18 protein-coding genes and 1 riboswitch are annotated in these 21,506 nt (G+C 69.2%); of the genes, 4 read left to right on the top strand and 14 right to left on the bottom strand.

Annotated elements, in window-relative coordinates; genetic code table 11:
• Window positions 1-74: 74 nt before the first annotated feature.
• From AC25Y0_RS06945 to AC25Y0_RS06915, 7 genes are all read right to left on the bottom strand, one after another.
• The gene (locus AC25Y0_RS06945) at window positions 75-1,985 is read right to left on the bottom strand and encodes an ABC transporter ATP-binding protein (protein WP_488121976.1); all 1,911 of its coding nucleotides are present in this window, start codon (window positions 1,983-1,985) and stop codon (window positions 75-77) included.
• 145 nt (window positions 1,986-2,130) lie between these two features.
• On the bottom strand, window positions 2,131-2,487 hold the full coding sequence (locus tag AC25Y0_RS06940; RefSeq protein WP_488121977.1) for a Fe-S protein: 357 nt from the start codon (window positions 2,485-2,487) through the stop codon (window positions 2,131-2,133).
• 55 nt (window positions 2,488-2,542) lie between these two features.
• On the bottom strand, window positions 2,543-3,019 hold the full coding sequence (gene ribH, locus AC25Y0_RS06935) for a 6,7-dimethyl-8-ribityllumazine synthase (RefSeq protein ID WP_488134424.1): 477 nt from the start codon (window positions 3,017-3,019) through the stop codon (window positions 2,543-2,545).
• Window positions 3,016-4,293 carry a GTP cyclohydrolase II gene (gene ribA / locus AC25Y0_RS06930; protein ID WP_488121979.1) on the bottom strand — a complete coding sequence of 426 codons (1,278 nt, stop codon included), beginning with the start codon at window positions 4,291-4,293 and terminating at the stop codon, window positions 3,016-3,018. The genes ribH and ribA overlap by 4 nt, the downstream gene beginning before the upstream one ends.
• On the bottom strand, window positions 4,290-4,955 hold the full coding sequence (locus AC25Y0_RS06925; RefSeq protein WP_488134423.1) for a riboflavin synthase: 666 nt from the start codon (window positions 4,953-4,955) through the stop codon (window positions 4,290-4,292). The genes ribA and AC25Y0_RS06925 overlap by 4 nt, the downstream gene beginning before the upstream one ends.
• Window positions 4,955-6,025, bottom strand: coding sequence for a bifunctional diaminohydroxyphosphoribosylaminopyrimidine deaminase/5-amino-6-(5-phosphoribosylamino)uracil reductase RibD (ribD, locus tag AC25Y0_RS06920; RefSeq protein WP_488121981.1), 1,071 nt, complete (start codon window positions 6,023-6,025; stop codon window positions 4,955-4,957). Before ribD ends, AC25Y0_RS06925 begins: the two co-directional genes overlap by 1 nt.
• A gap of 79 nt (window positions 6,026-6,104) precedes the next feature.
• A riboswitch (FMN riboswitch) is annotated at window positions 6,105-6,264 on the bottom strand.
• Window positions 6,265-6,317: 53 nt separating this feature from the next.
• Window positions 6,318-7,277: a sugar-binding transcriptional regulator gene (locus AC25Y0_RS06915; RefSeq protein ID WP_488121982.1), complete on the bottom strand. Its 960-nt coding sequence runs from the start codon at window positions 7,275-7,277 to the stop codon at window positions 6,318-6,320.
• A gap of 86 nt (window positions 7,278-7,363) precedes the next feature.
• Between AC25Y0_RS06915 and AC25Y0_RS06910 the strand changes: the two genes are divergently transcribed.
• Window positions 7,364-9,079, top strand: a complete 1,716-nt coding sequence (locus tag AC25Y0_RS06910) for a glycerol-3-phosphate dehydrogenase/oxidase (RefSeq protein WP_488134422.1) — start codon at window positions 7,364-7,366, stop codon at window positions 9,077-9,079.
• A 63-nt stretch (window positions 9,080-9,142) separates the two neighbouring features.
• Window positions 9,143-10,675: a glycerol kinase GlpK gene (gene glpK, locus AC25Y0_RS06905; RefSeq protein WP_488134421.1), complete on the top strand. Its 1,533-nt coding sequence runs from the start codon at window positions 9,143-9,145 to the stop codon at window positions 10,673-10,675.
• Window positions 10,676-10,699: 24 nt separating this feature from the next.
• Here glpK and AC25Y0_RS06900 read toward each other — a convergent pair whose 3' ends face one another.
• Genes AC25Y0_RS06900 through trpS form a run of 3 tightly spaced genes read right to left on the bottom strand, consistent with a single transcriptional unit; the run spans window position 10,700 to window position 13,198 of the window.
• Window positions 10,700-11,560 carry an Fpg/Nei family DNA glycosylase gene (locus AC25Y0_RS06900; protein ID WP_488121985.1) on the bottom strand — a complete coding sequence of 287 codons (861 nt, stop codon included), beginning with the start codon at window positions 11,558-11,560 and terminating at the stop codon, window positions 10,700-10,702.
• A gap of 12 nt (window positions 11,561-11,572) precedes the next feature.
• Complete coding sequence (locus AC25Y0_RS06895; protein ID WP_488121986.1) at window positions 11,573-12,151, bottom strand: GNAT family N-acetyltransferase; 579 nt, start codon at window positions 12,149-12,151, stop codon at window positions 11,573-11,575.
• A 42-nt stretch (window positions 12,152-12,193) separates the two neighbouring features.
• Entirely contained in the window at window positions 12,194-13,198 is a 1,005-nt protein-coding gene (gene trpS, locus AC25Y0_RS06890; protein WP_488121987.1) for a tryptophan--tRNA ligase, read from the bottom strand.
• A 213-nt stretch (window positions 13,199-13,411) separates the two neighbouring features.
• Here trpS and AC25Y0_RS06885 point away from each other — a divergent pair, with 213 nt between their 5' ends.
• The gene (locus AC25Y0_RS06885; RefSeq protein WP_488121988.1) at window positions 13,412-14,287 is read left to right on the top strand and encodes a pyruvate, water dikinase regulatory protein; all 876 of its coding nucleotides are present in this window, start codon (window positions 13,412-13,414) and stop codon (window positions 14,285-14,287) included.
• A 21-nt stretch (window positions 14,288-14,308) separates the two neighbouring features.
• Window positions 14,309-16,690, top strand: coding sequence for a phosphoenolpyruvate synthase (ppsA, locus tag AC25Y0_RS06880; protein WP_488134420.1), 2,382 nt, complete (start codon window positions 14,309-14,311; stop codon window positions 16,688-16,690).
• On the opposite strand, the gene AC25Y0_RS06875 is transcribed toward ppsA, so the two are convergent.
• From AC25Y0_RS06875 to sdhA, 4 genes are all read right to left on the bottom strand, one after another.
• Window positions 16,672-17,523, bottom strand: coding sequence for an exodeoxyribonuclease III (locus AC25Y0_RS06875; protein ID WP_488134419.1), 852 nt, complete (start codon window positions 17,521-17,523; stop codon window positions 16,672-16,674). The genes ppsA and AC25Y0_RS06875 overlap by 19 nt on opposite strands.
• A gap of 34 nt (window positions 17,524-17,557) precedes the next feature.
• Complete coding sequence (locus tag AC25Y0_RS06870; protein WP_488134418.1) at window positions 17,558-18,790, bottom strand: YihY/virulence factor BrkB family protein; 1,233 nt, start codon at window positions 18,788-18,790, stop codon at window positions 17,558-17,560.
• Between the two features lie 63 nt (window positions 18,791-18,853).
• Window positions 18,854-19,600 (bottom strand): succinate dehydrogenase iron-sulfur subunit, encoded by a 747-nt coding sequence (locus AC25Y0_RS06865; protein WP_488122288.1) that lies wholly within the window; start codon window positions 19,598-19,600, stop codon window positions 18,854-18,856.
• Between the two features lie 52 nt (window positions 19,601-19,652).
• On the bottom strand, window positions 19,653-21,458 hold the full coding sequence (gene sdhA, locus AC25Y0_RS06860; RefSeq protein ID WP_488121991.1) for a succinate dehydrogenase flavoprotein subunit: 1,806 nt from the start codon (window positions 21,456-21,458) through the stop codon (window positions 19,653-19,655).
• Between the last annotated feature and the right edge of the window lie 48 nt (window positions 21,459-21,506).

Here is a 21,506-nt window from a genome sequence, read left to right as displayed (position 1 = left end):
TGGCGCAGCAAAATGAGGCAAACGAACGGGGATGCGGGCACCCTATCCCCGGGCCGGGAGGGGCCGGGGCCGAGTCACACGAGCAGCTGGTGCTTCGCGAGGTCGCGGTACAGCGGCGTCGAAGCGACGAGCTCGGAGTGCGTGCCCTGGCCGACGACGCGGCCGTGCTCGAGCACGACGATGTGGTCGCTGTCGACGACGGTCGACAGGCGGTGGGCGATGACGATCAGTGTGCGATCCTGTGCGACGGCGTCGATCGCCTCGCGCATGCGCTGCTCGTTGAGTCCGTCCAGCGACGAGGTCGACTCGTCGAGCAGCAGGATCGGCGGAGCGGCCAGCAGCGCGCGCGCGATGGCGAGGCGCTGACGCTCACCGCCCGAGAGCATGACGCCGGATTCGCCGACAGGAGCGTCGAGCCCGAGCGGATTGCGGTCGAGCACGTCGCCGAGGTTCACGGCGCGCAGCACCGCCTCGCAGGCGGCGTCGGTCGCGTCGGGTGAGGCGAGGCGCAGATTGTCGCCGATCGTGCCGGCCAGGGTCGGGGCATCCTGCTCGACGTAGCCGAGCTGCGCGCGCAGCGCGGCGCGGTCGAGCGCCCGCACGTCGATGCCGTCGAGCAGGATCGCGCCGTCCGTCGGGTCGTAGAACCGCTCGATGAGCGCGAGCGTCGTGCTCTTGCCGGCGCCCGAGGGCCCGACGAGGGCGACGCGCGCACCGCGCGGCACCGAGAACGAGACCCCGCGCAGGACGTCGCCCGCCGCAGAGGGGGCTTCGGACTCGACGAGCACCGACGAGTCGACGTGCGCGCTCTCGAGCACGGCGATGGCTTCGGACTCGGCCTTGCGGCGGGCTTCGACGACGGCTTCGGGGTAGCGGAAGTGCACGTCGCGGAACTCGATCGCCGGCGAGGCGGAGACCGGAGCCTCCAGGTGCGGCACGCGCGCCGCGATCTCGGCGTCGTGCTGGGACTCGGTGGGCAGCTCGAGCACCTCCTGGATGCGGCCGAGCGCACCGAGCGCCTGATTGACCGAGGTGATCGCACCGAAGAACGACCCGAGCGGGGCGATCAGCATGAACAGGAACATGATGAACATCACGAGGCTCGCGATGTCGATCGCCCCCGTCGCGACGCGGAACCCGCCGAAGCCGATCACGACGAGCAGCGACACCTGCAGCGCGATGCCGGCGATCGGCACGACGAGGGCCGAGATCTTCGCGATGCGCACGCCGACGCGGTAGGCATCGGAGGCGCGCTCCGAGACGGATGCCACCTCGCGGTCGGTCGCCCCCGAAGCGCGCACGGTGCGGATCGAGCCCACGGCGCGCTCGACGCCGGACGCGAGCTCGCCGACCTTCTCCTGCTGCTCGGTCGAGGCCGTGCGGATGCGGCCGCTCAGCGTGACGACGCCGATGACCGAGACGCCGATGACGGCCACGATGATCCCGAGCAGCACGATGTCGATGACGGCCATCGCGATCAGCGCACCGGCGAAGAGCAGGGCGTTGCCGATCGCGTCGGCGAGGCCCTGCGTGAGCGCCGAGTAGAGCAGCGTCGTGTCGCTGCCGACGCGCGAGACGAGGTCTCCCGTGCGGCGGGCATCGAACTCGCTGATCGGCAGGTGGAAGATGCGGGCGATGAGTTTGCGGCGACTGGAGTAAACCACGGCCGTGCCCGTGCGCTGCAGCAGGTAATGCTGCCACGCCGTGATGAGCGACGACACGACGACGAAGCCGATGAGCACCCACAGCAGCAGACCGAGGTCGAGGCTGCGCTGCACGCGGTCGATCACCTGGCCGACCAGCAACGGCTGGGCGAGCATCGTGATCGAGCCGAAGACGCTCAGGATCGACACGACGATCAGGGTGCGCTTGTGCTCGAAGAGATAGGGCAGCAGCTGGCCGAAGCTGGCGCGCGGCCCGTCGTCTTTCACGCGGGGCGAGCGACGCGTCGGACGGGCGGGGCGGGAAGGTGCGTCGGAGGACATGCGGCTACCTCGTTCGTGATTCGGTCACCTTCGACCGTACTTCGTGCCAGGGGCGGTTTCGTCGCTCCCGTGCAGATGGCACGGAACCCGCAGGAAAGAACGGATGCCGCGAGCCTGAGGCCCGCGGCATCCGTTCGATCCGTGGTCAGCGCCAGATGACGGCGATGGCGGCGTTCGCGAGGGTGAGGATGCCGATCGGCCAGAACAGCGCGGGCGCGACCGCGCCGTTGCCCTTGCGGGCACGGGCACCGCCGATGCCCATGAGTGCTCCGATGATGAGCAGCACGACCAGCTTGATGGCGATCTTCGTGTAGTTCAGGTCGTACGAGATGCCCCACGGGGCGGCGAGGGCAAGGCCTGCGAGGGTGGCCAGGACCAGACCGAGGCTCATGGCCCGGTTGACCTGGAACCGGCGCGAGAACGCTTCTACGGCCCACCCTCCGAAGAGCAGGGCGAAGCCGGTGATGTGCAGGAAGATGACGATGAGTCGGAGGGTCTCCATGCCGACACGCTAGCGCCGCGCGCGTGCGGCCAGCAACAGGGCCCCGCCGCGTCGCTCAGTCGCGCAGGTCGCGCAGAACGAGCGCCGTGCGCAGGGCGGCGTCAGCGGCTTCGTGGCCCTTGTCCTCTTTCGAACCGGGCAGGCCCGCGCGGTCGAGGCCCTGCTCTTCGTCGTCGAGCGTCAGCAGACCGAACCCGATGGGCTTGCCCGTGTCGAGTGCGACGCGCGTGAGCCCGTCGGTCGCGGACGCCGAGACGTACTCGAAGTGCGGCGTGCCTCCGCGGATGATGACGCCGAGAGCGACGACGGCGTCGGCGCCGGCATCGAGCGCGGCCTTCGCCACGACGGGAAGCTCGAACGACCCGGGCACCCGAACGAGCCTCCAGCTCGCCCCGGAGGCTTCGAGCACGCGCTGCGCCCCCGCGATGAGTCCGTCGGTGATGACGTCGTGCCATGTCCCGGCGACGACGACGACATGGAGCCCTCGAGCGTCGATCGGCTGGCTCGCCTGGGGGGCGCCCTCGCGGCTCATCGCTCGGATCCGTCGTGAAGGGCGGCGAGCGCGTCGCGCAGCTCGTCGGCATCGAGGATGTGGCCCATGCGGTCTCTCTTCGTCTCGAGGTACTGGTGGTTGTTCGGCCCGACGCCGACGATGAGCGGAACCTGCTCGACGACGTCGAGTCCGAGTGCGCGCAGCTGCGCCGTCTTGTTGGTGTTGTTCGTCAGGAGACGCACCTGCTCGACACCCAGGTCCGCGAGGATGCCGGCTGCCGCGGCGTAGTCGCGGGCATCGGCGGGCAGGCCCAGCGCGAGGTTGGCGTCGACGGTGTCCAGGCCGCGCTCCTGCAGGCTGTACGCGCGGAGCTTGTTGATGAGGCCGATGCCGCGTCCCTCGTGTCCGCGCATGTAGATGACGATGCCGCCGGCCTTCGCGATGGTGGCGAGGGCGGCCGACAGCTGCGGCCCGCACTCGCACTTGAGTGAGCCGAATGCTTCGCCGGTCAGGCATTCCGAGTGCACGCGCACGATCGGGGCCGCCTCGGTCAGATCGCCCGAGACGACGGCGACGTGGTCGGTGCCGGTCGCGCGGTCCTTGTATGCGAGAAAGCGCAGATCGCCGTGCGCCGTCGGCACATTCGCCTCGGCGCGCAGGCTGACCCGGCGACGGCGCACGACCGGGGTGTCCGGGTCGAGCGGCTCGTGCTCGTTGAGGTAGGCGATGAGCTGCTCGATCGTGATGACGGGCACGCCGTCACGTTCGCCGAGTTCCTTGAGGGCGGGCAGACGCATCATGCTGCCGTCCTCGTCGACGACCTCGCCGATCGCGCCGACCGGCTGGAGGCCTGCGAGGCGCATGAGCTCGACCGCCGCCTCGGTGTGGCCCGCGCGCTCGCGGACACCGCCGTCGACGGCGCGCAGCGGCAGGATGTGCCCGGGGCGGATGACGCTCGAGGGTGTGGACTCGGGGTCGGCGAGGACATTGAGCGTGTGCGCGCGGTCGGCGGCGCTGATTCCGGTCGACACGCGATCGGCGGCGTCGACGCTCACGGTGTACGCCGTCGAGCGGGCGTCCTCGTTGAAGGCGACCATGGGCGGAAGATCGAGGCGGTCGGCCCACTCGGCGGGCATCGGCGCGCAGATGAAGCCGCTCGACCAGCGCACCGTCCAGGCGAGCCACTCGGGAGTGGCCAGCTCGGCCGAGATGACGATGTCGCCTTCGTTCTCGCGGTTCTCATCGTCGGCGACGATGACAGGTCGGCCCTCCGCCAGAGCGGCGAGGGCATCGGGAATCGTGGACAGGCTCACAGCGAGCCTCCTTCCGTCGGTGCGGAGTCGAGAGCGGGAGAGGCGAAAGAGAGAAGGCGCTGCACGTGGCGCGCCAGGATGTCGGTCTCGAGGTTCACGCGGTCGCCCACGACGCGCTCGCCGAGCGTCGTCGCCGTGAGCGTCTCGGGGATGAGGGAGACCTCGAACCAGTGCCCTCCGCCGCCCGCAGCTGAGCCTGCTGAGGCGTCCGAGGCGCCGCTCACCGTGAGCGAGATCCCGTCGACGGCGATCGAGCCCTTGTCGACGACGAGCGGTGCCAGGTGGTCGGGGAGCGCGATGCGCACGACGCGCCACTGCTCGCCCGGGCGCACGTCGAGCACCTCGCCCGTGCCGTCGATGTGGCCCTGCACGATGTGGCCGCCCAGTCGTCCGTGCGCCGCCGTCGCCCGCTCTAGGTTGACGCGGCGGCCGGGAGCGACGCCCTCCAGCGTGGACATGTCCAGAGTCTGCTTCATCACGTCTGCGGTGAACCAGTCCTCGCCCTGGTCGATGACCGTGAGGCACACGCCGCTCACCGCGATCGAGTCGCCGTGTGCGGCATCCGACACGCTCTGTGGGCCCCGAACCGTGAGGCGTACGCCGTCGCCGGATGGTGCGACGGCCGTGACCTCGCCGATCTCTTCGACGATTCCCGTGAACATCAGCTGTCTCCTTCTTGCAGAGTGTGAGCGTGTGTCGGTCGCTGGTTCCGGACCGGTTTCTGGGGGGTCGCGACCACCAGCAGGTCGTCGCCGAGCCGTTCGACCGATGCGACGGCCAGCCGCCGCGCGTCGTCGATCGTCTGCACTCCGATGTCGTCGAGCGCGAGGCGCGCACCGCCGAGCAGCACCGGAGCGACGTAGGCGAGGATCTCGTCGGCGAGGCCCGCCCGCACGAACGCGCTCGCGAGCGTGGGCCCGCCCTCGACGAAGACATGGTGCACTCCGAGAGCGCGCAGTTCATCGAGCACCGCGGCGAGATCACGGCCGTCGCGCTGCATGACAGGGAGCGGATGCCGGTGCACGGCCGCCGTCGTCGGGAGGGTGCGCGTTCCGAGGACGACGGGACGCGGCTGGTGGTCGTAGAGCGACCCGTCGCCGCGTCGAGCAGTGAGGGCGGGGTCGTCGGCGAGGAGTGTGCCCGTGCCGACGACGATCGCGTCGACCAGGGAACGGCGCCGGTGCACGTCGTCGCGAGCCTCGGGGCCGGTGATCCACTTGCTCGTGCCGTCGTCGGCCGCCGCGCGCCCGTCGAGGCTCTGCGCCCACTTCACGCTCACGTGCGGGCGCCCGAGGCGCTGCACCGTGAGCCACGATGCGAGCAGCTGGGTCGCCTCTTCGGCACGCAGGCCGGACACGACGTCGACGCCCGCGGCGCGCAGTCGCTCGGCGCCGCCCGCCGAGGCCTCACCCGGGTCATCGACGGCGTAGACCACGCGCGCGATGCCGGCGTCGATGAGTGCTTGCGAGCACGGTCCCGTGCGGCCGGTGTGATTGCACGGCTCGAGGGTGACCACGGCGGTCGCACCGCGCGCCGCGCCCGGCGCGAGAGCGGCGAGCGCGTCGACTTCGGCGTGACGGGTTCCGGCGCCGTGATGGGCGCCTTCGGCGAGCACATCACCCGCCGGCGAGAGGATCACCGCGCCCACTTGCGGGTTGATGCCCCGGGGACCGCGCAGGGCGAGCGCCAGGGCTCGCGCCATGGCCGTGCGTTCCGCGTCGTTCGTCGTCATCCGTCTCACCGCTCAGCAGATCCTGATCGACGGGTCCCGGACAGACGGGTAGGCGAGGCAGGCCGGATACCGGTTCGCCTCACGTGCTGCCTCCCATCCGGACTAGCGGGTTTCCCCGCATCACCGTCGGTTCCGGATTTCCACCGGATCGGTCGTGGCGCGGCATCCTCTCGGATGCGAACCACGACTCGCGGACTGTCACCGCCGGTTCGGATTCTCACCGACCCCGGAGCACGTCGATGCTCACGAGTGTAGTCAACGCCGCGGGCGCCCAGTCATTCCCGCGTGCCGGTCAACTCGTCAGGGCGCGAGCCGTCGCCTCGTCGATCACCAGGTCGGTGACCAGCTGCGCAGCGAGCGCCCCGCGGATGCTGTCGAGCTTCGACTCGCCCGACACGATGCACAGGCGCCGCGGGATGCGTCGGAGCACGTTCAGCGCGGGTCCCGTCGCGCGGTCGTTGAGGGCGATGCGGTCGCTCGACCCGTCGACGCGGAAGAACACCGTCGCGACGTCGCCCACGACCCGCTCGGTCTCGAGCTCGGCCAGGTCGTCGGGTTCGAGGTAGCCGCCCGAGTACACGTGGCTCGGCACGCGCGAATCCGCCGAACCGGTGCTGAAGACGATGAGGTCCATCGTGTTCTGGATCGCCAGGATGCGACGGGTGCTGCGCTCTCGCCACATGGCCTGCTTGGTCGCGGCCTCGTCGAAGAAGGCGGGCACCGGGAACTGCTGGGCGCTGCCGCCGTAGGCCGCCGCGAACCGGCTGAGGATCTCGCTCGCATACAGCAGGCCCGTCGTGCGGGTGTTGCCCGAGCCGTTCAGCTGCACGAACGTCGTGCCGTGCACAGCCTTCGGCACGAGCCGGCGGCTCACGGCGGCGGTCGTCGCGCCCCACGCCACGCCGATCGTCATATCCGGCTGCACGAGCTCGCCGAGCAGGTGTGCCCCGGCGGCGGCGACGCGTTCGAGCCGGTCGACGTCACTCGCGTCGTCGGGAACGGGCACGACGTGCGCAACGACGTCGTAGCGCTCGGCGAGGTGCTCTTCGAGCAGTCGGGGCGCGGCGAAGGGGGAGCGGATGCGGATGTCGACGATGCCGGTCGCACGCGCGTGCGACAGCAACCGCGACACGGTGGAGCGTGACGTCGCGAGCTCGGTGGCGATGGCCTCCATTGTGCGGTCCTGCACGTAATAGAGGTGCGCCGCCGTGAGCGCGCGCTGCGCGGTGTTCACGTCTATCGGATCGTCCATCGCTCGATTGTGCACGTATGTGCATTCCGGATGCAACAACGATCAGCGGTGCGAGGATGGAGGTCACACGGGCACCGGGAGGAACCATGCAGCAGCGCGGATTCGACGAGCTGGCGAAGCGGCCGTACGCCGACGTCCTCATCATCGGCGGTGGTGTGAACGGCATCGCCACCTTCCGAGATCTCGCCCTGCAGGGCGTCGATGTCGCTCTCGTGGACCGCTGTGACTTCATCAGCGGCGCCTCAGCGGCCTCGTCGCACATGATCCACGGCGGCATCCGCTATCTCGAGAACGGCGAGTTCCGCCTCGTCCACGAAGCCGTCACCGAACGCAACGTTCTGCTGCGCACCGCACCGCACTACGTCCGGCCGCTGCAGACCACGATCCCGATCTACTCGACCTTCTCGGGCATCCTCAGCGCACCGTTGCGCTTCCTGCGCCATGGTGCGGGCCGCGCGAGCGAACGAGGGGCCGTGCTCATCAAGATCGGCCTCGTCATCTACGATTCGTTCTCGCGCGGCGGCGGCCGCGTTCCGCGGCATACCTTCCGCGGTCGCAAGCGCTCGCTCGCCGACCTGCCGCAGCTCAACCCGAACGTGCGCTACACGGCGACGTACTGGGATGCCTCGCTACACGACCCCGAGCGCCTCGCCCTCGACCTGCTCCGCGACGGCCGAGAGGCCGGCCGCGACCGCGCCCGCGCCGCGAACTACACGGCGGCGGTCGGCGTCGACGGCGAGAAGGTCACGCTTCGCGACGTCGATTCCGGAGAAGAGATCGCGTTCGCGGCATCCGTCGTCGTGAACGCGTCGGGACCGTGGACCGACATCACCAACCTCGCGCTCGGCGATCCCACGTCCTACATGGGCGGAACGAAGGGCTCGCACATCGTCATCGACGACCCGGAGCTGCTCGCCGCGACGGGCGGGCGCGAGCTGTTCTTCGAGCACAAAGACGGCCGCATCGTGCTGATCTACCCCCTCAAGGGGCGCGTGCTCGTGGGAACGACCGACCTCGAGCACGACATGGCCGACCCGATCGTATGCACGGAAGACGAGGTCGATTACTTCTTCGACCTGATCGCCCATGTGCTTCCCGGCGTCGCCGTGGACCGTTCGAAGGTCGTGTACCGCTTCTCAGGCGTCCGGCCCCTTCCCGGGCACGGCGACCTCGCCCCCGGTTTCGTCTCGCGCGACTACCGCATCGAGTCGGCGCCCCTCGCGGGTGACACGGGCCCCCGTGTGCTCAGCCTCGTCGGCGGCAAGTGGACGACCTTCCGCGCGTCGGCCGAGCACCTCGCCGACCGCGCGCTCGAACTGCTGGCCCACCCGCGGCGACGCTCGACGAAGGGTGTCGCGATCGGCGGTGGCCGCGGTTTTCCGCAGACCGAGCGCGCGCGGCGTCAGTGGGTCGAGCTCAACGAGAAGGGCCTCGGCACGGCTCGGGCCGCCGTGCTGCTCGATCGGTACGGCACCGTCGCGGCCGACGTCATCGAGGCGATCGTCTCGGATCCCGACGACCGGCTGCTCGAGGCGGCCGCCGGATACAGCTCGGCCGAACTGCGCCACCTCGTTCGCACCGAGCAGGTCGTGCACCTCGACGACGTGCTGCAGCGCCGCACGAGCCTCGCCTTCACGGGCGCGGCGACCGAAGCGGCCGCGATCGAGATCGCCGACGTCATCGCTCCGCTTCTGGGGTGGGATGCCGAGGCTCAGCGCCGTGAGGTCGACCGAGCCGTCGCGCGCGTGCACGCCGCCGACCCGACGTGGGACGACGCCTCGCGCTCGACCGCGCGGAACTGATCACACCCCGCGATAGCCTGAGCCGTGCGTCCGCAGACGGGCGCGCGTGACGAGGAGGACGACGTGAGCCGCCACATCCTGGCCATCGATCAGGGCACGACATCGACGCGTGCCATCGTGTTCGACGACGAGGGCCGGATCGTCTCGACGGCGCAGCGTGAGCACGAGCAGATCCTGCCCCGTGCCGGCCGCGTCGAGCACGATCCGATGGAGATCTGGACCAACGCCGAGTGGGTCGTCTCGACCGCGCTCTCCGATGCGTCGGTCGATGTCGCCGGTCTGGGGGTCACGAATCAGCGCGAGACGGCGATCGTGTGGGATCGTCGCACGGGCCGACCCGTGCACAACGCGCTCGTCTGGCAGGACACGCGCACCCAGCCGCGCATCGATGCGCTCGCCGCCGACGGGGGGATCCAACGATTCGCCGAGGTGACAGGGCTGCCTCTGGCGACCTACTTCTCGGCGTCGAAGATCGCCTGGATCCTCGACAACGTCGCCGGTGCGCGCGAAGCAGCCGAAGCCGGACACCTGCTGTTCGGCACCCCCGACACGTGGCTGATCTGGAACCTGACCGGAGGCAGCGCCGGCGGCGCGCTCCACGTCACCGACGTCACGAACGCGAGTCGCACGCTGTTGATGGACCTGCGCTCGCTCGACTGGTCCGACGACATGCTCGCCGCGTGGGGGATCCCGCGGTCGATGATGCCCGACATCCGCTCTTCGTCCGAGGTCGTCGGCGAGGTGCAGCTGCCCGGTGTGGCACGCGGCATCCCCATCGCGGCAATCCTCGGCGACCAGCAGGCTGCGACGTTCGGACAGACGGCGTTCGATGCGGGGGAGTCGAAGAACACCTACGGCACGGGCAACTTCCTGCTCGTGGGTACGGGCACCGAGATCGTTCGCTCTAAGCACGGGCTCATCACGACCGTCGCCTACCGCTGCGGCGACGAGCCCGCTCGGTATGCGCTCGAGGGTTCGATCGCCGTGACCGGATCACTCGTGCAGTGGCTGCGCGACAACCTCGGGATCATCCGCAGATCCGAAGAGGTCGAGGCCCTCGCGAAAACGGTCGACGACAACGGCGGCGCGTACTTCGTGCCGGCGTTCTCGGGCCTGTTCGCGCCCTACTGGCGCCCCGACGCCCGCGGAGCCCTCGTCGGGCTGACGCGCTACGTCAACAAGGCGCACATCGCCCGCGCGGCGCTCGAATCGACTGCCTTCCAGACGCGCGACGTCATCGAGGCCGTCGTCGCCGACGCCGGCCGGCAGCTGACGGAGCTGCGCGTGGACGGCGGCATGACCCGCAACGACATGCTCATGCAATTCCAGGCGGACATCCTCGGGATGCCGGTGGTCCGGCCCGAAGTCGTCGAGACCACGGCGCTCGGCGCGGCCTATGCGGCCGGCCTTGCAACGGGCGTGTGGGCGTCGCGCGACGAGCTGCGCGCGCACTGGCGCGAGGACGCCCGGTTCGAGCCGCGCATGGGCGCGGACGAACGCAGCCGTCGCTACCGCCAGTGGAAGAAGGCCGTGACGAAGTCGCTCGAGTGGGTCGACGAGGACGCACGGGTGCTGATGGGCACGACCGCGGGCTGACCCGCGCTCGCCCCCGAGACCGGTCTACTTCAGCAGGCGCGAGAGCCGGCGGTCGGCGAGAAGCTTGCCGCCCGTCTGACAGGTCGGGCAGTACTCGAGCGAGTTGTCGGCGAAGAAGACGCTGCGCACCTCGTCGCCGCACACGGGGCAGCGCTCGCCGCGGCGGCCGTGCACCTGCATGCCGCGTCTCTTGGCATCTTTCAGGTCGGCGGGAGGTTTGCCCGACGCCTCGGCCCGCGCATCGGCGAGGGTGGACTGCATCGCGTCGAAGAGGCGATCGATGTCGTCGGAGGTGAGGTTCGAGCCGAGGGCGTACGGCGACATGCGCGCCGCGTGCAGGATCTCATCGGAATAGGCGTTTCCGACGCCCGCGATGACCGACTGGTCGCGCAGGAGGCCCTTGATCTGGGTGCGGCGCCCCTCGAGCAGCGCGCCGAACGAGGCGCGATCGAAGCCGGGGTCGAGCGGATCGGGCCCGAGCCGTGCGATGCCGGGCACGTCGGCAGGGTCGCGCACGACGTAGACGGCGAGGGACTTCTTGGTGCCGGCCTCGGTGAGATCGAAGCCCGACCCGTCGTCGAACCCGACGCGCAGCGCGATGTGCGTCTTGCCGGGGCGGATGACGGTCGCCGGCAGCGCGTCATACCAGCGCAGCCAGCCGGCCTTTGCGAGGTGGAAGACCAGGTGCGGCCCTGACGTGGAGAGGTCGAGGAACTTGCCGTGACGTGCGGCATCCGTCACTTCGGTGTCGACGAGCGCCGTGATCGGCGGATCGTACGTCTTGAGCGCCGCGATGTTCGCAACCGAGGCCTTCGTGATCGTGCGTCCGGTCAGGCGGTCGCGCAGAAAGTCGACGAGCCCCTGCACCTCGGGCATCTCGGGCATGCGGACATCCTGTCACGCACCGCCAACGCCGTCGAGCACGGCCCAGGGCTGCGGCGTGCGGTCGTCGTCGACGAGCAGCCCGGCCATCCAGCCGTCGTCGCGACCGAGTGAATTGACGAGGGCGCGGCGGCGCAGACCTTCGTAACGGAAGCCGAGCGTGCGGGCCGCGCGCGCAGAGGCGATGTTGCCGACGGCGGCGTTCCACTCGATCCGCACGAGTGCGGCGCCGTCGGGCGCGAAGCCCCAGTCGATGACGGCGCGGGCGGCTTCCGTGAGCAGCCTGCGGCCGCGCGACCACGGCGACACCCAGTAGCCCAGCTCGCCGTTGCCTTTGCCGTCGAGCCGGTAGAGCCCGATCATGCCGGCGAGGGTCGCACCTTCGCGCATCGCCCACGTGAGATGTGCGCCGCTGGCCCAGTCCTCTGCGACGCGGGGGACGAACTCTTCGGCGTCGCGGCGCTCGTACGGCGAGGGAACCGTCGTGTACCGCTGCGTGTCGGGATCTTGGCACGCCGTGTAGATCGCATCGACGTCGGCGGGCGTGGGCAGGGACAGCTCGAGTCGAGCGGTGCGAAGGACGACGGGTTCCACGCCGTAACCCTACTGCCGGCCTCGTGGTCGGGTCGGTTCGGGTCAGCGGCGGCGGAGCAGACCGACGCGATCGTAGACGGTGTCGAGTGTCGCGTTCGCGACGGTCTCGGCCTTGGCAGCGTTGGCGGCGAGCACGCGATCGAGTTCGGCGGGGTCGTCGAGCAGATCGAGCGCGCGCTGGCGCACGGGGCCGAACTCCTCGACGATGACCTCGGCGAGACCCTTCTTGAAGTCGCCGTAGCCGCGACCGGCGTATTCGTCTTCGATCGAGGGGATCTGGCGGCCCGTCAGGGCGGCGTAGATCACGAGCAGGTTCGACACGCCGGGCTTGTTCTCGCGGTCGTAGCGCACCGAGCCCTCGGAGTCGGTCACAGCCCGCATGATCTTCTTGGCAGATGCCGACGGCTCATCCAGCAGCCACAGCACCCCCGCGTCGGACTCGGCCGACTTCGACATCTTCGCCGTCGGGTTCTGCAGGTCGTAGATCCGTGCCGTGTCGCGCTGGATCACCGGAACCGGCACGCGGAAGGTCTCGCCGTACCGCGCGTTGAACCGCTCGGCCAGGTCGCGCGTCAGCTCGACGTGCTGCTTCTGGTCATCGCCGACGGGCACGATGTCGGTCTGGTACAGCAGGATGTCGGCTGCCATCAGCACGGGATAGGTGAAGAGGCCGACCGAGGTCGCCTCCGAGCCGTAGCGCGAGGTCTTGTCCTTGAACTGCGTCATGCGACCGGCTTCGCCGAACCCCGTGATCGTCGACAGGATCCACTGCAGTTCGGCGTGCGCGGCGACGTGCGACTGCACGTACAGCGTCGACTTCGACGGCTCGATGCCCGCCGCGATGTACTGGGCGGCCGTGCGCCGGGTCTTCTCGCGCAGCTCGGCCGGGTCGTTGGGCTGCGTCAGTGCGTGCAGGTCGACGACCGAGAACACCGCGTCATACGACTCCTGCAGGTCGCGCCACTGCATGAGCGCCCCGATGTAGTTGCCGATCTGCAGGGAGTCGGCCGAGGGCTGCATGCCGGAGTACAGGCGGGGTTTGCTCATCCTTCGATCCTAGAGCGGCGGATGCTCCGTCCCTGCAGCTGCCGCCCGGGCGGTCCGGGGTGGCGGGGCGCGGGGCGCGTTCTTGAGGGTCGCGAAAGAATAATCATTCTTGACGCGGCGGCAGTCGGTAAATCGGCCGAAACCGGCGGCCCCACCCCATACGCTGGGGCCCGTCGGCGCCCGCGTCGGCCTTGTCCGCCGCAGAGGAGCAGCGTGATCGACCCCGACAACATCGACCCGGCCGTGTCCGTCGCGCCGACCACCGGCCCCGTGCCGCTCGCGCGACGTGCCGTCTACTTCGTGTCGGACTCGACGGGGATCACCGCCGAGACGGTCGGCAGCGCCCTGCTGGCCAACTTTCCCGGCGTCGAGTTCGAGCGGCACACGATCCCCTTCGTCGACACGATCGAGGGCGCCCGCGCCGTCGCTTCCGACATCGACCGCGCGGCCGAGCGCGGTGCCTCGCCGCTTCTGTTCACGACGGTCAAGCAGGCGCCGCTGCGCGCCGTGCTCGCCGGCACCAAGGCCGTCACGATCGATCTGCTCGCCGGGCATCTGACCGAGCTCGAGCGTGCGCTGGGCACGACAGCCTCGGAGCAGCTGGGCCAGTACCACGCCGTCGGCGACATGCACCGCTACCTCGCGCGCATGCGTGCCGTCGAGTACGCGATCGAGCACGATGACGGGCAGTCGATGCGCGCCCTCGACATGGCGGATGTCATCATCATCGCCCCGAGTCGCTGCGGCAAGACGCCGACCACGATGTACCTCGCGCTGCAATACGGCCTGCTCGTGGCGAACTACCCGATCACCGACGACGACTACCCGACCGAGGGCCTGCCGCGCACGGTCGCTCCCCATGCCGACCGGTGCTTCGGCCTGACGACCACGCCGCTGCGCCTCAGCCAGGTGCGGCACGAGCGTCGCCCCGGTTCGCAGTACGCGAGCCTCGAGCAGTGCACGCTCGAGCTGCGCCGCGCCGAAGACCTCTACCGGCGCAACCGCGTCCCCTTCCTCAACTCCGCGACGAAGAGCGTCGAGGAGATGTCCGCCGTCATCATGCAGACCATGAGGCTGCGTGGTGCGTAACACCCCCCGAGAGGTCACCGAATGAGCAGCATCCTCTGGTTCCAAGACATCGGCATGCCCGACCTGCCGCAGGTGGGCGGCAAGAACGCCTCGCTCGGCGAGATGGTCTCGCACCTGTCCGAGGTGGGAGTCAAGGTTCCCGGCGGCTTCGCGACGACCTCCGACGCGTATCGGGCCTTCCTCGCACACGACGGCCTGGCCGACCGCATCCGCACCGCCGTCGAGGCGATCGACGTCGACGACGTCGCGGGGCTCTCGCGGGTCGGATCCGAAGTGCGCAGGTGGGTCGAGGCGCAGCCGTTCCCGGCCGACTTCGAGCGGGACATCCGGGCCGCGTACGAGCAGCTGATCGCGGGCGACCCTGAGCCCGACCGTGTGACGTGGGCGGTGCGCTCCAGCGCGACGGCCGAGGATCTTCCGGATGCCTCGTTCGCAGGGCAGCAGGAGACCTTCCTCAACATCGGGGGGATCGACAACGTGCTGAAGGCCATCTCGCACGTGTTCGCCTCGCTGTACAACGACCGTGCGATCGCGTACCGCGTGCACCACAGCTTCGACCACCACGACGTGGCGCTGTCGGCCGGCGTGCAGCGCATGGTGCGCTCGGACGTCGCATCGTCGGGGGTCATTTTCACCGTCGACACCGAGTCGGGCTTCGACCGCGCCGTCTTCGTCACGGGTGCGTACGGTCTCGGCGAGGCCGTCGTGCAGGGTGCGGTGAACCCTGACGAGTTCTATGTGTACAAGCCCGCCCTGCGCGCGGGGCGCCCCGCGATCCTCAAGCGCCAGGTGGGCGAGAAGGCGATCGCGATGCGCTACACCTCGGGCACCGAGGTGGGGGGCACGACGGCGTTCGAGAACGTGCCCGAGGCGGACCGCCGACGCCTGTGCCTGACCGACGCCGAGGTCGAGGAGCTCGCACGCCAGGCCCTCACGATCGAAGAGCACTACGGCCGCCCCATGGACATCGAGTGGGCCAAGGACGGCATCACGGGCGAACTGTTCATCGTCCAGGCTCGCCCCGAGACGGTCGTCTCGCGCGCCGACGGCAACGTCATGCGCCGGTTCGTGCTGCGCGAGCGCTCCGAGGTGCTGGTGACGGGCCGTGCGATCGGGCAGAAGATCGGCGCCGGACCTGTTCGGGTGTTGCGCGACATCGCGCACATGGAGCAGTTCCAGGCCGGTGACGTGCTCGTGGCCGACATGACCGACCCCGACTGGGAGCCGATCATGAAGAAGGCCTCGGCGATCGTCACGAACCGCGGCGGGCGCACGTGCCATGCCGCGATCATCGCGCGCGAGCTCGGTATCCCGGCCGTCGTCGGAGCGGGCGACGCGACTCGGCGGCTCACCGACGGTGCAGCCGTCACGGTCTCGTGCGCTGAAGGAGACGACGGGCTGGTGTACAACGGTGCGCTCGAATTCATCGAGGAGGAGACCCGTCTCGACGCGATGCCCGAGCTGCCGGTCAAGATCATGATGAATGTGGGCACGCCCGACCAAGCGTTCTCGTTCGCGAAGCTGCCCAACCGCGGCGTGGGCCTTGCCCGGCTCGAGTTCATCATCAACCGCCAGATCGGCATCCACCCGCGTGCGCTGCTCGAGTTCGAGTCCCTGCCCGCCGACCTCAAGAGCGACATCGGAGACCGCATCGGCGCGTACGATTCGCCGCGCGACTTCTTCGTGAAGCGTGTCGCCGAGGGGGTCGCGATGATCGGAGCGGCGTTCGCGCCCGAGCCGGTCATCGTGCGGATGAGCGACTTCAAATCGAACGAGTACGCCAATCTCGTCGGCGGCGACCGCTACGAGCCGCACGAGGAGAACCCCATGCTCGGATGGCGCGGGGCATCGCGGTACGTCTCGCCGGACTTCCGGGAGTGCTTCGACATGGAGTGCGAAGCGATGCGCTACGTGCGCGACGAGATGGGGCTGACCAACGTCAAGCTCATGATCCCGTTCGTGCGCACGGTCGCCGAGGGGCAGGCCGTCATCGACCTGCTCGCCGAGAACGGGCTCGTGCAGGGCGAGAACGGCCTCGAGGTCATCATGATGTGCGAGATTCCCTCGAACGCTCTGCTGGCCGACGAGTTCCTCGATATCTTCGACGGCTTCTCGATCGGCTCGAACGACATGACGCAGCTCACGCTGGGCCTGGACCGCGACTCATCGCTCATCGCGAGCACGTTCGACGAGCGCGACCCCGCCGTGCGCAAGATGCTGGCGATGGCGATCGAGGTGTGCACGCGCCGCGGCAAGTACATCGGCATCTGCGGACAGGGGCCCTCGGATCACCCCGACCTCGCGGAGTGGCTGCTCGCGCAGGGAATCGAGTCGATGTCACTCAACCCCGACACGGTCGTCGAGACGTGGATGAGACTGGCGGGTCAGCGCCCCAGCGCGTAGTCGGCGACGATGGGCGCGTGGTCGCTCCAGCGGGTGTCCCACGACGGGGCGCGCACGACGTGATAGTCGCTGGCGCGCTCCGCGAGGGCGGCCGTGGCCAGGTGGTAGTCGATGCGCCAGCCGGTGTCGTTGTCGAACGCCTTGCCGCGGTTCGACCACCACGTGTACGGGCCGTCGACCTCACCGGCGGTGCGCCGGCCGATGTCGACCCAACCCAGGCCCCGGCCGGCTGATCCGTCGACGCCGACGATGTCAGCGCCCTCTTCGCCGAGGAAGCGGTCGAAGTACGCGCGCTCGCGCGGCAGGAACCCGGACTTCTTGACGTTGCCGCGCCAATTGCGGATGTCGAACTCGCGGTGGCCGACGTTCAGGTCGCCCATCACGAGCGCGAGTGGTGATTCTGCGGCCAGGCGCGGCAGCCGGCGTTCCATGGCGTCGAGGAAGGCCCACTTGGCATCCTGCTTGGGGGTCTCGGCTTCGCCCGTCGGCACGTAGGCGCTCACGATGGCGAGGCGTTCGCCGTCGACGTCGAAGTCCACTTCGATCCACCGGCCGGCCGAATCGAGCAGCGGTTCGTCGCCGAGTACGCGGCGCACGTCGACCGAGTCGGTGCGCGATGCCACGGCGACGCCGGCGCGACCCTTCGCGAGCGCTTCGTCGTTGGCGATCTGCCAGCCGGGCAGGGCCTTCACGAGCTCGTCGCGAGGCGCGCGCACTTCTTGCAGCGCCATGATGTCGATATCGGCCTCGGCGAGCCACTCGAGCATGCCCTTGCGCGCGGCGGCGCGGATTCCGTTGACGTTGACAGAGGCGATGCGGATACGGCGAGACACGCCCGCCAGCCTATCCGCGGGCGCCGACACGGGCTCACTCGAACAGCGAGGCCCGCTTGGGTTCGGCGGGAGCATTCGCTTCGAGTTCGGTGAGGTTCGCCTTGGCCTCGTTCACGGCGCGGTCCGCGAGCCATGCCCGATACCAGGGGGCGCCCATGCGGGCATCCTGGGCCTTTCGCAGCTGCACACGAGCCGCGATGACGAGGGCGCGGTGCTCTTCGGCGAGACGCTCGGCTTCGGTCTGGTGCAGCAGCGGTGCGTTCTCATCCTTCGCGGACACGGCCATCCACGCCGACGCGACGAGGATGATGCAGCCGATGATCCGGAACCACAGCAGCAGACCCACGAAGATGGCGAAGGTCGCCAGCAGCGGGTTGCGGGGCGTGTAACCCAGCAGCAGGCCCGCACCGACCTGCAGGGTGGTGACGGCACCGCCGCCCAGCAGTGCGCCGGGCCAGATCTGCCGCCAGTGCAGCGACGTTCCCGTCAGGAACTTCACCAGGGCCGCGAGCGCGCCGGTGTAGAGCGCGAACGAGACGATGATCGACGCGAACCGCACGCCGAACTGGTACCAGAGGGTGTGGGAGCCCACGCCGAACAGGTCGAAGGCGAGGGCGAGCGCCCACGTGCCGACCGACGTCGCGGCCGACCCCAGCAGCAGCGCGACGCCGAAGATGGCGGCCGCGACCAGATCCCCGGCCTTCAACAGCAGATAGCTGCGGCTGTCGGGCGGGATGCCGAAGATGTCGCGCACGGCGCGACGGGCGAAGGTGACGAAGCCGATCGCGGTCCAGATGAGGGCGCCCAGGGCGATGAGACCCGTGATCCCGAGCACGCCGGCGCTCGTGCGGGCGATCTCGGTGACCTGCTCGGTGGTGAACAGGCCCTGGTCCGTCGTGTCCGAGATGAGCCCAGGGATGTAGCCGTTGATGATGGCGATGAGTCCGTTGACAGCGGCTTCGCTCGCCCCGAGCCAGAGACCCGTGCTCGCGAACGCGACGTAGATCGCGGCGAAGATCGCGAACAGCGCCTGATAGCTCACGCCCGCGGCCAGCAGGAAGCCGTTGTGCTGCAGGAAGTGACGCCACACGCGCACGGGGAACCAGCCCAGCGTGCGCTTCGTGATCTGCGTCGCCTTGTTGAGGGGCGTGTCGAAGCGCTCACGCAGGTTTCCCTGCGTGGCCTCCCAGCGCTCGCGGAACGATTCTTCTGCCGTCGCCGACCTGTCGTCGGGAGGTGACGGTGGGCGACGAGAAGACACGATCATCACCCTAACCAGCGTGCGCGGGGGCGATGCACCAGGCGGGGCGCGGTCGCACGCGCGAAACGCTCAGGAACCGCCGCGGAGGATGGCCTGCTTGACCTCGGCGATCGCCTTCGTGACCTCGATGCCGCGCGGGCAGGCCTCGGTGCAGTTGAAGGTCGTGCGGCAGCGCCACACTCCCTCTTTGTCGTTGAGGATGTCCAGACGCACGTCTCCTGCGTCATCGCGCGAATCGAAGATGAAGCGGTGGGCGTTGACGATCGCGGCCGGGCCGAAGTACTGTCCGTCGGTCCAGAAGACGGGGCACGACGAGGTGCACGCAGCGCACAGGATGCACTTCGTGGTGTCGTCGAACACTTCGCGGTCGACGATCGACTGGATGCGCTCCTTGCCGGGCTCGGCCTTCGTGCCGGGGATGAGGAACGGCTGCACTTCGCGGTACGACGCGAAGAACGGCTCCATGTCGACGATGAGGTCCTTCTCGAGTGGCAGGCCCTTGATCGCCTCGACGTAGATCGGCTGCGAGATGTCGAGATCCTTGATGAGCGTCTTGCACGCGAGCCGGTTGCGACCGTTGATGCGCATCGCGTCGGACCCGCAGATGCCGTGCGCGCACGAGCGGCGGAAGGTCAGCGAGCCGTCGACTTCCCACTTGATCTTGTGCAACGCATCGAGCACGCGGTCGGTCGAGTACAGCTCGACGTCGTAGTCCACCCAGCGCGGCTCTTCGTCGACCTCAGGGTCGAAGCGGCGGATGATGAAGGTCACGAGGAACGACTGGATGCCGGAGTCCTGCGCGGCATTCTGTGCGATCTCCTGCGCGTCGGCGTCGGTGCGCTCGATGACGTCAGTGGCACTGGTCACGTCAGTACTTCCTCTCCATCGGCTGGTACCGGGTGATCACGACGGGCTTCCAGCTCAGCGCGATGTGGTCGTCGGCCTTCGAAGAATGCGGGTCGCCCGACAGGTACGCCATCGTGTGCTGCATGTAGTTCTCATCGTCGCGCTTCGGGTAGTCATCGCGCATGTGCCCGCCACGGCTCTCCTTGCGGTTGCGGGCGGTGACGACGACGACCTCGGCGATGTCGAGCAGGAACCCGAGCTCGACGGCCTCGAGCAGGTCGGTGTTGTACCGCTTGCCCTTGTCATCGACGTGGATGTTCAGGTAGCGCTCGCGCAGCTCTTCGATCGTGCCGAGCACCTCGGTGAGCGACTCGTCGGTGCGGAAGACCTGGGCTTTGCGGTCCATCTCGTCCTGCAGAGTGCGACGGAGCACGGCGATGCGCTCGGAACCGGGGTTGTTGCGCAGGCCCTCGATCATCTCGCGGACCTCTTTCGCCGGGTCCTCGGGCAGCGGCACGAACTCGGCCGTCTTGACGTACTCGACGGCCTTGCGGCCGGCGCGCTTTCCGAACACGTTGATGTCCAGCAGCGAGTTGGTGCCCAGACGGTTCGACCCGTGCACCGAGACGCAGGCGCACTCGCCGGCGGCGTAGAGGCCCGGCACGACGGTCGTGTTGTCGCTCAGGACCTCGGCGTCGACGTTGGTCGGGATGCCGCCCATCGCGTAGTGCGCGGTCGGCATGACGGGCACGGGCTCGACGACGGGGTCGACGCCGAGATACGTGCGGGCGAACTCGGTGATGTCGGGGAGCTTTGTCTCGAGCACTTCGGCGCCCAGGTGCGTGCAGTCCAGCAGCACGTAGTCCTTCTCAGGACCGGCGCCGCGGCCTTCGGCCACCTCTTGCACCATGCAGCGGCTGACGATGTCGCGGGGTGCAAGGTCCTTGATGGTCGGGGCGTAGCGCTCCATGAAGCGCTCACCCGACGCGTTGCGAAGGATGGCGCCCTCGCCGCGGGCACCCTCGGTGAGCAGGATGCCGAGGCCGGCCAGGCCCGTCGGGTGGAACTGGAAGAACTCCATGTCCTCGAGCGGCAGGCCCTTGCGCCAGATGATCCCGACGCCGTCGCCCGTGAGGGTGTGCGCGTTCGAGGTCGTCTTGAAGATCTTGCCGAAGCCGCCCGTCGCGAAGACGACCGCCTTCGAGTGGAAGACGTGCAGGTCGCCCGTGGCGAGGTCATACGCCACGACACCCGCGATCTGCGTCGCGCCGGCGGCATCCTTGACCGTGATCAGATCGAGGACGTAGTACTCGTTGAAGAAGTTGATGCCGAGCTTGACGCAGTTCTGGAACAGCGTCTGCAGGATCATGTGGCCCGTGCGGTCGGCGGCGTAGCACGCGCGGCGGACGGGGCTCTTGCCGTGATCGGCCGTGTGGCCGCCGAAGCGCCGCTGGTCGATCTTGCCCTCGGGGGTGCGGTTGAACGGCAGGCCCATGTTCTCGAGGTCGATGACGGCGTCGATGGCCTCTTTTGCGAGGATCTCGGCGGCGTCCTGATCGACGAGGTAGTCGCCGCCCTTGACGGTGTCGAACGTGTGCCACTCCCACGAGTCCTCTTCGACGTTCGCCAGCGCCGCGGCCATGCCGCCCTGCGCCGCGCCCGTGTGGGAACGCGTCGGGTACAGCTTCGTGATGACCGCGGTGCGGGCACCGGGGGCCGCTTCGATGGCGGCGCGCATGCCGGCGCCGCCTGCGCCCACGATCACGATGTCGAACTCGTGATAGTGGACGCCGTCCTTGACGTAGCTGTCAGTGGTCTGGGTAGTCACGTGATGGATGCCTCTGCTGTATGGATGCGTGGAGTGCGGGTGCAGCCG

This window comes from Microbacterium sp. Y547 (assembly GCF_057669785.1).
This window is presented reverse-complemented; position numbering and strand designations above follow the sequence as displayed.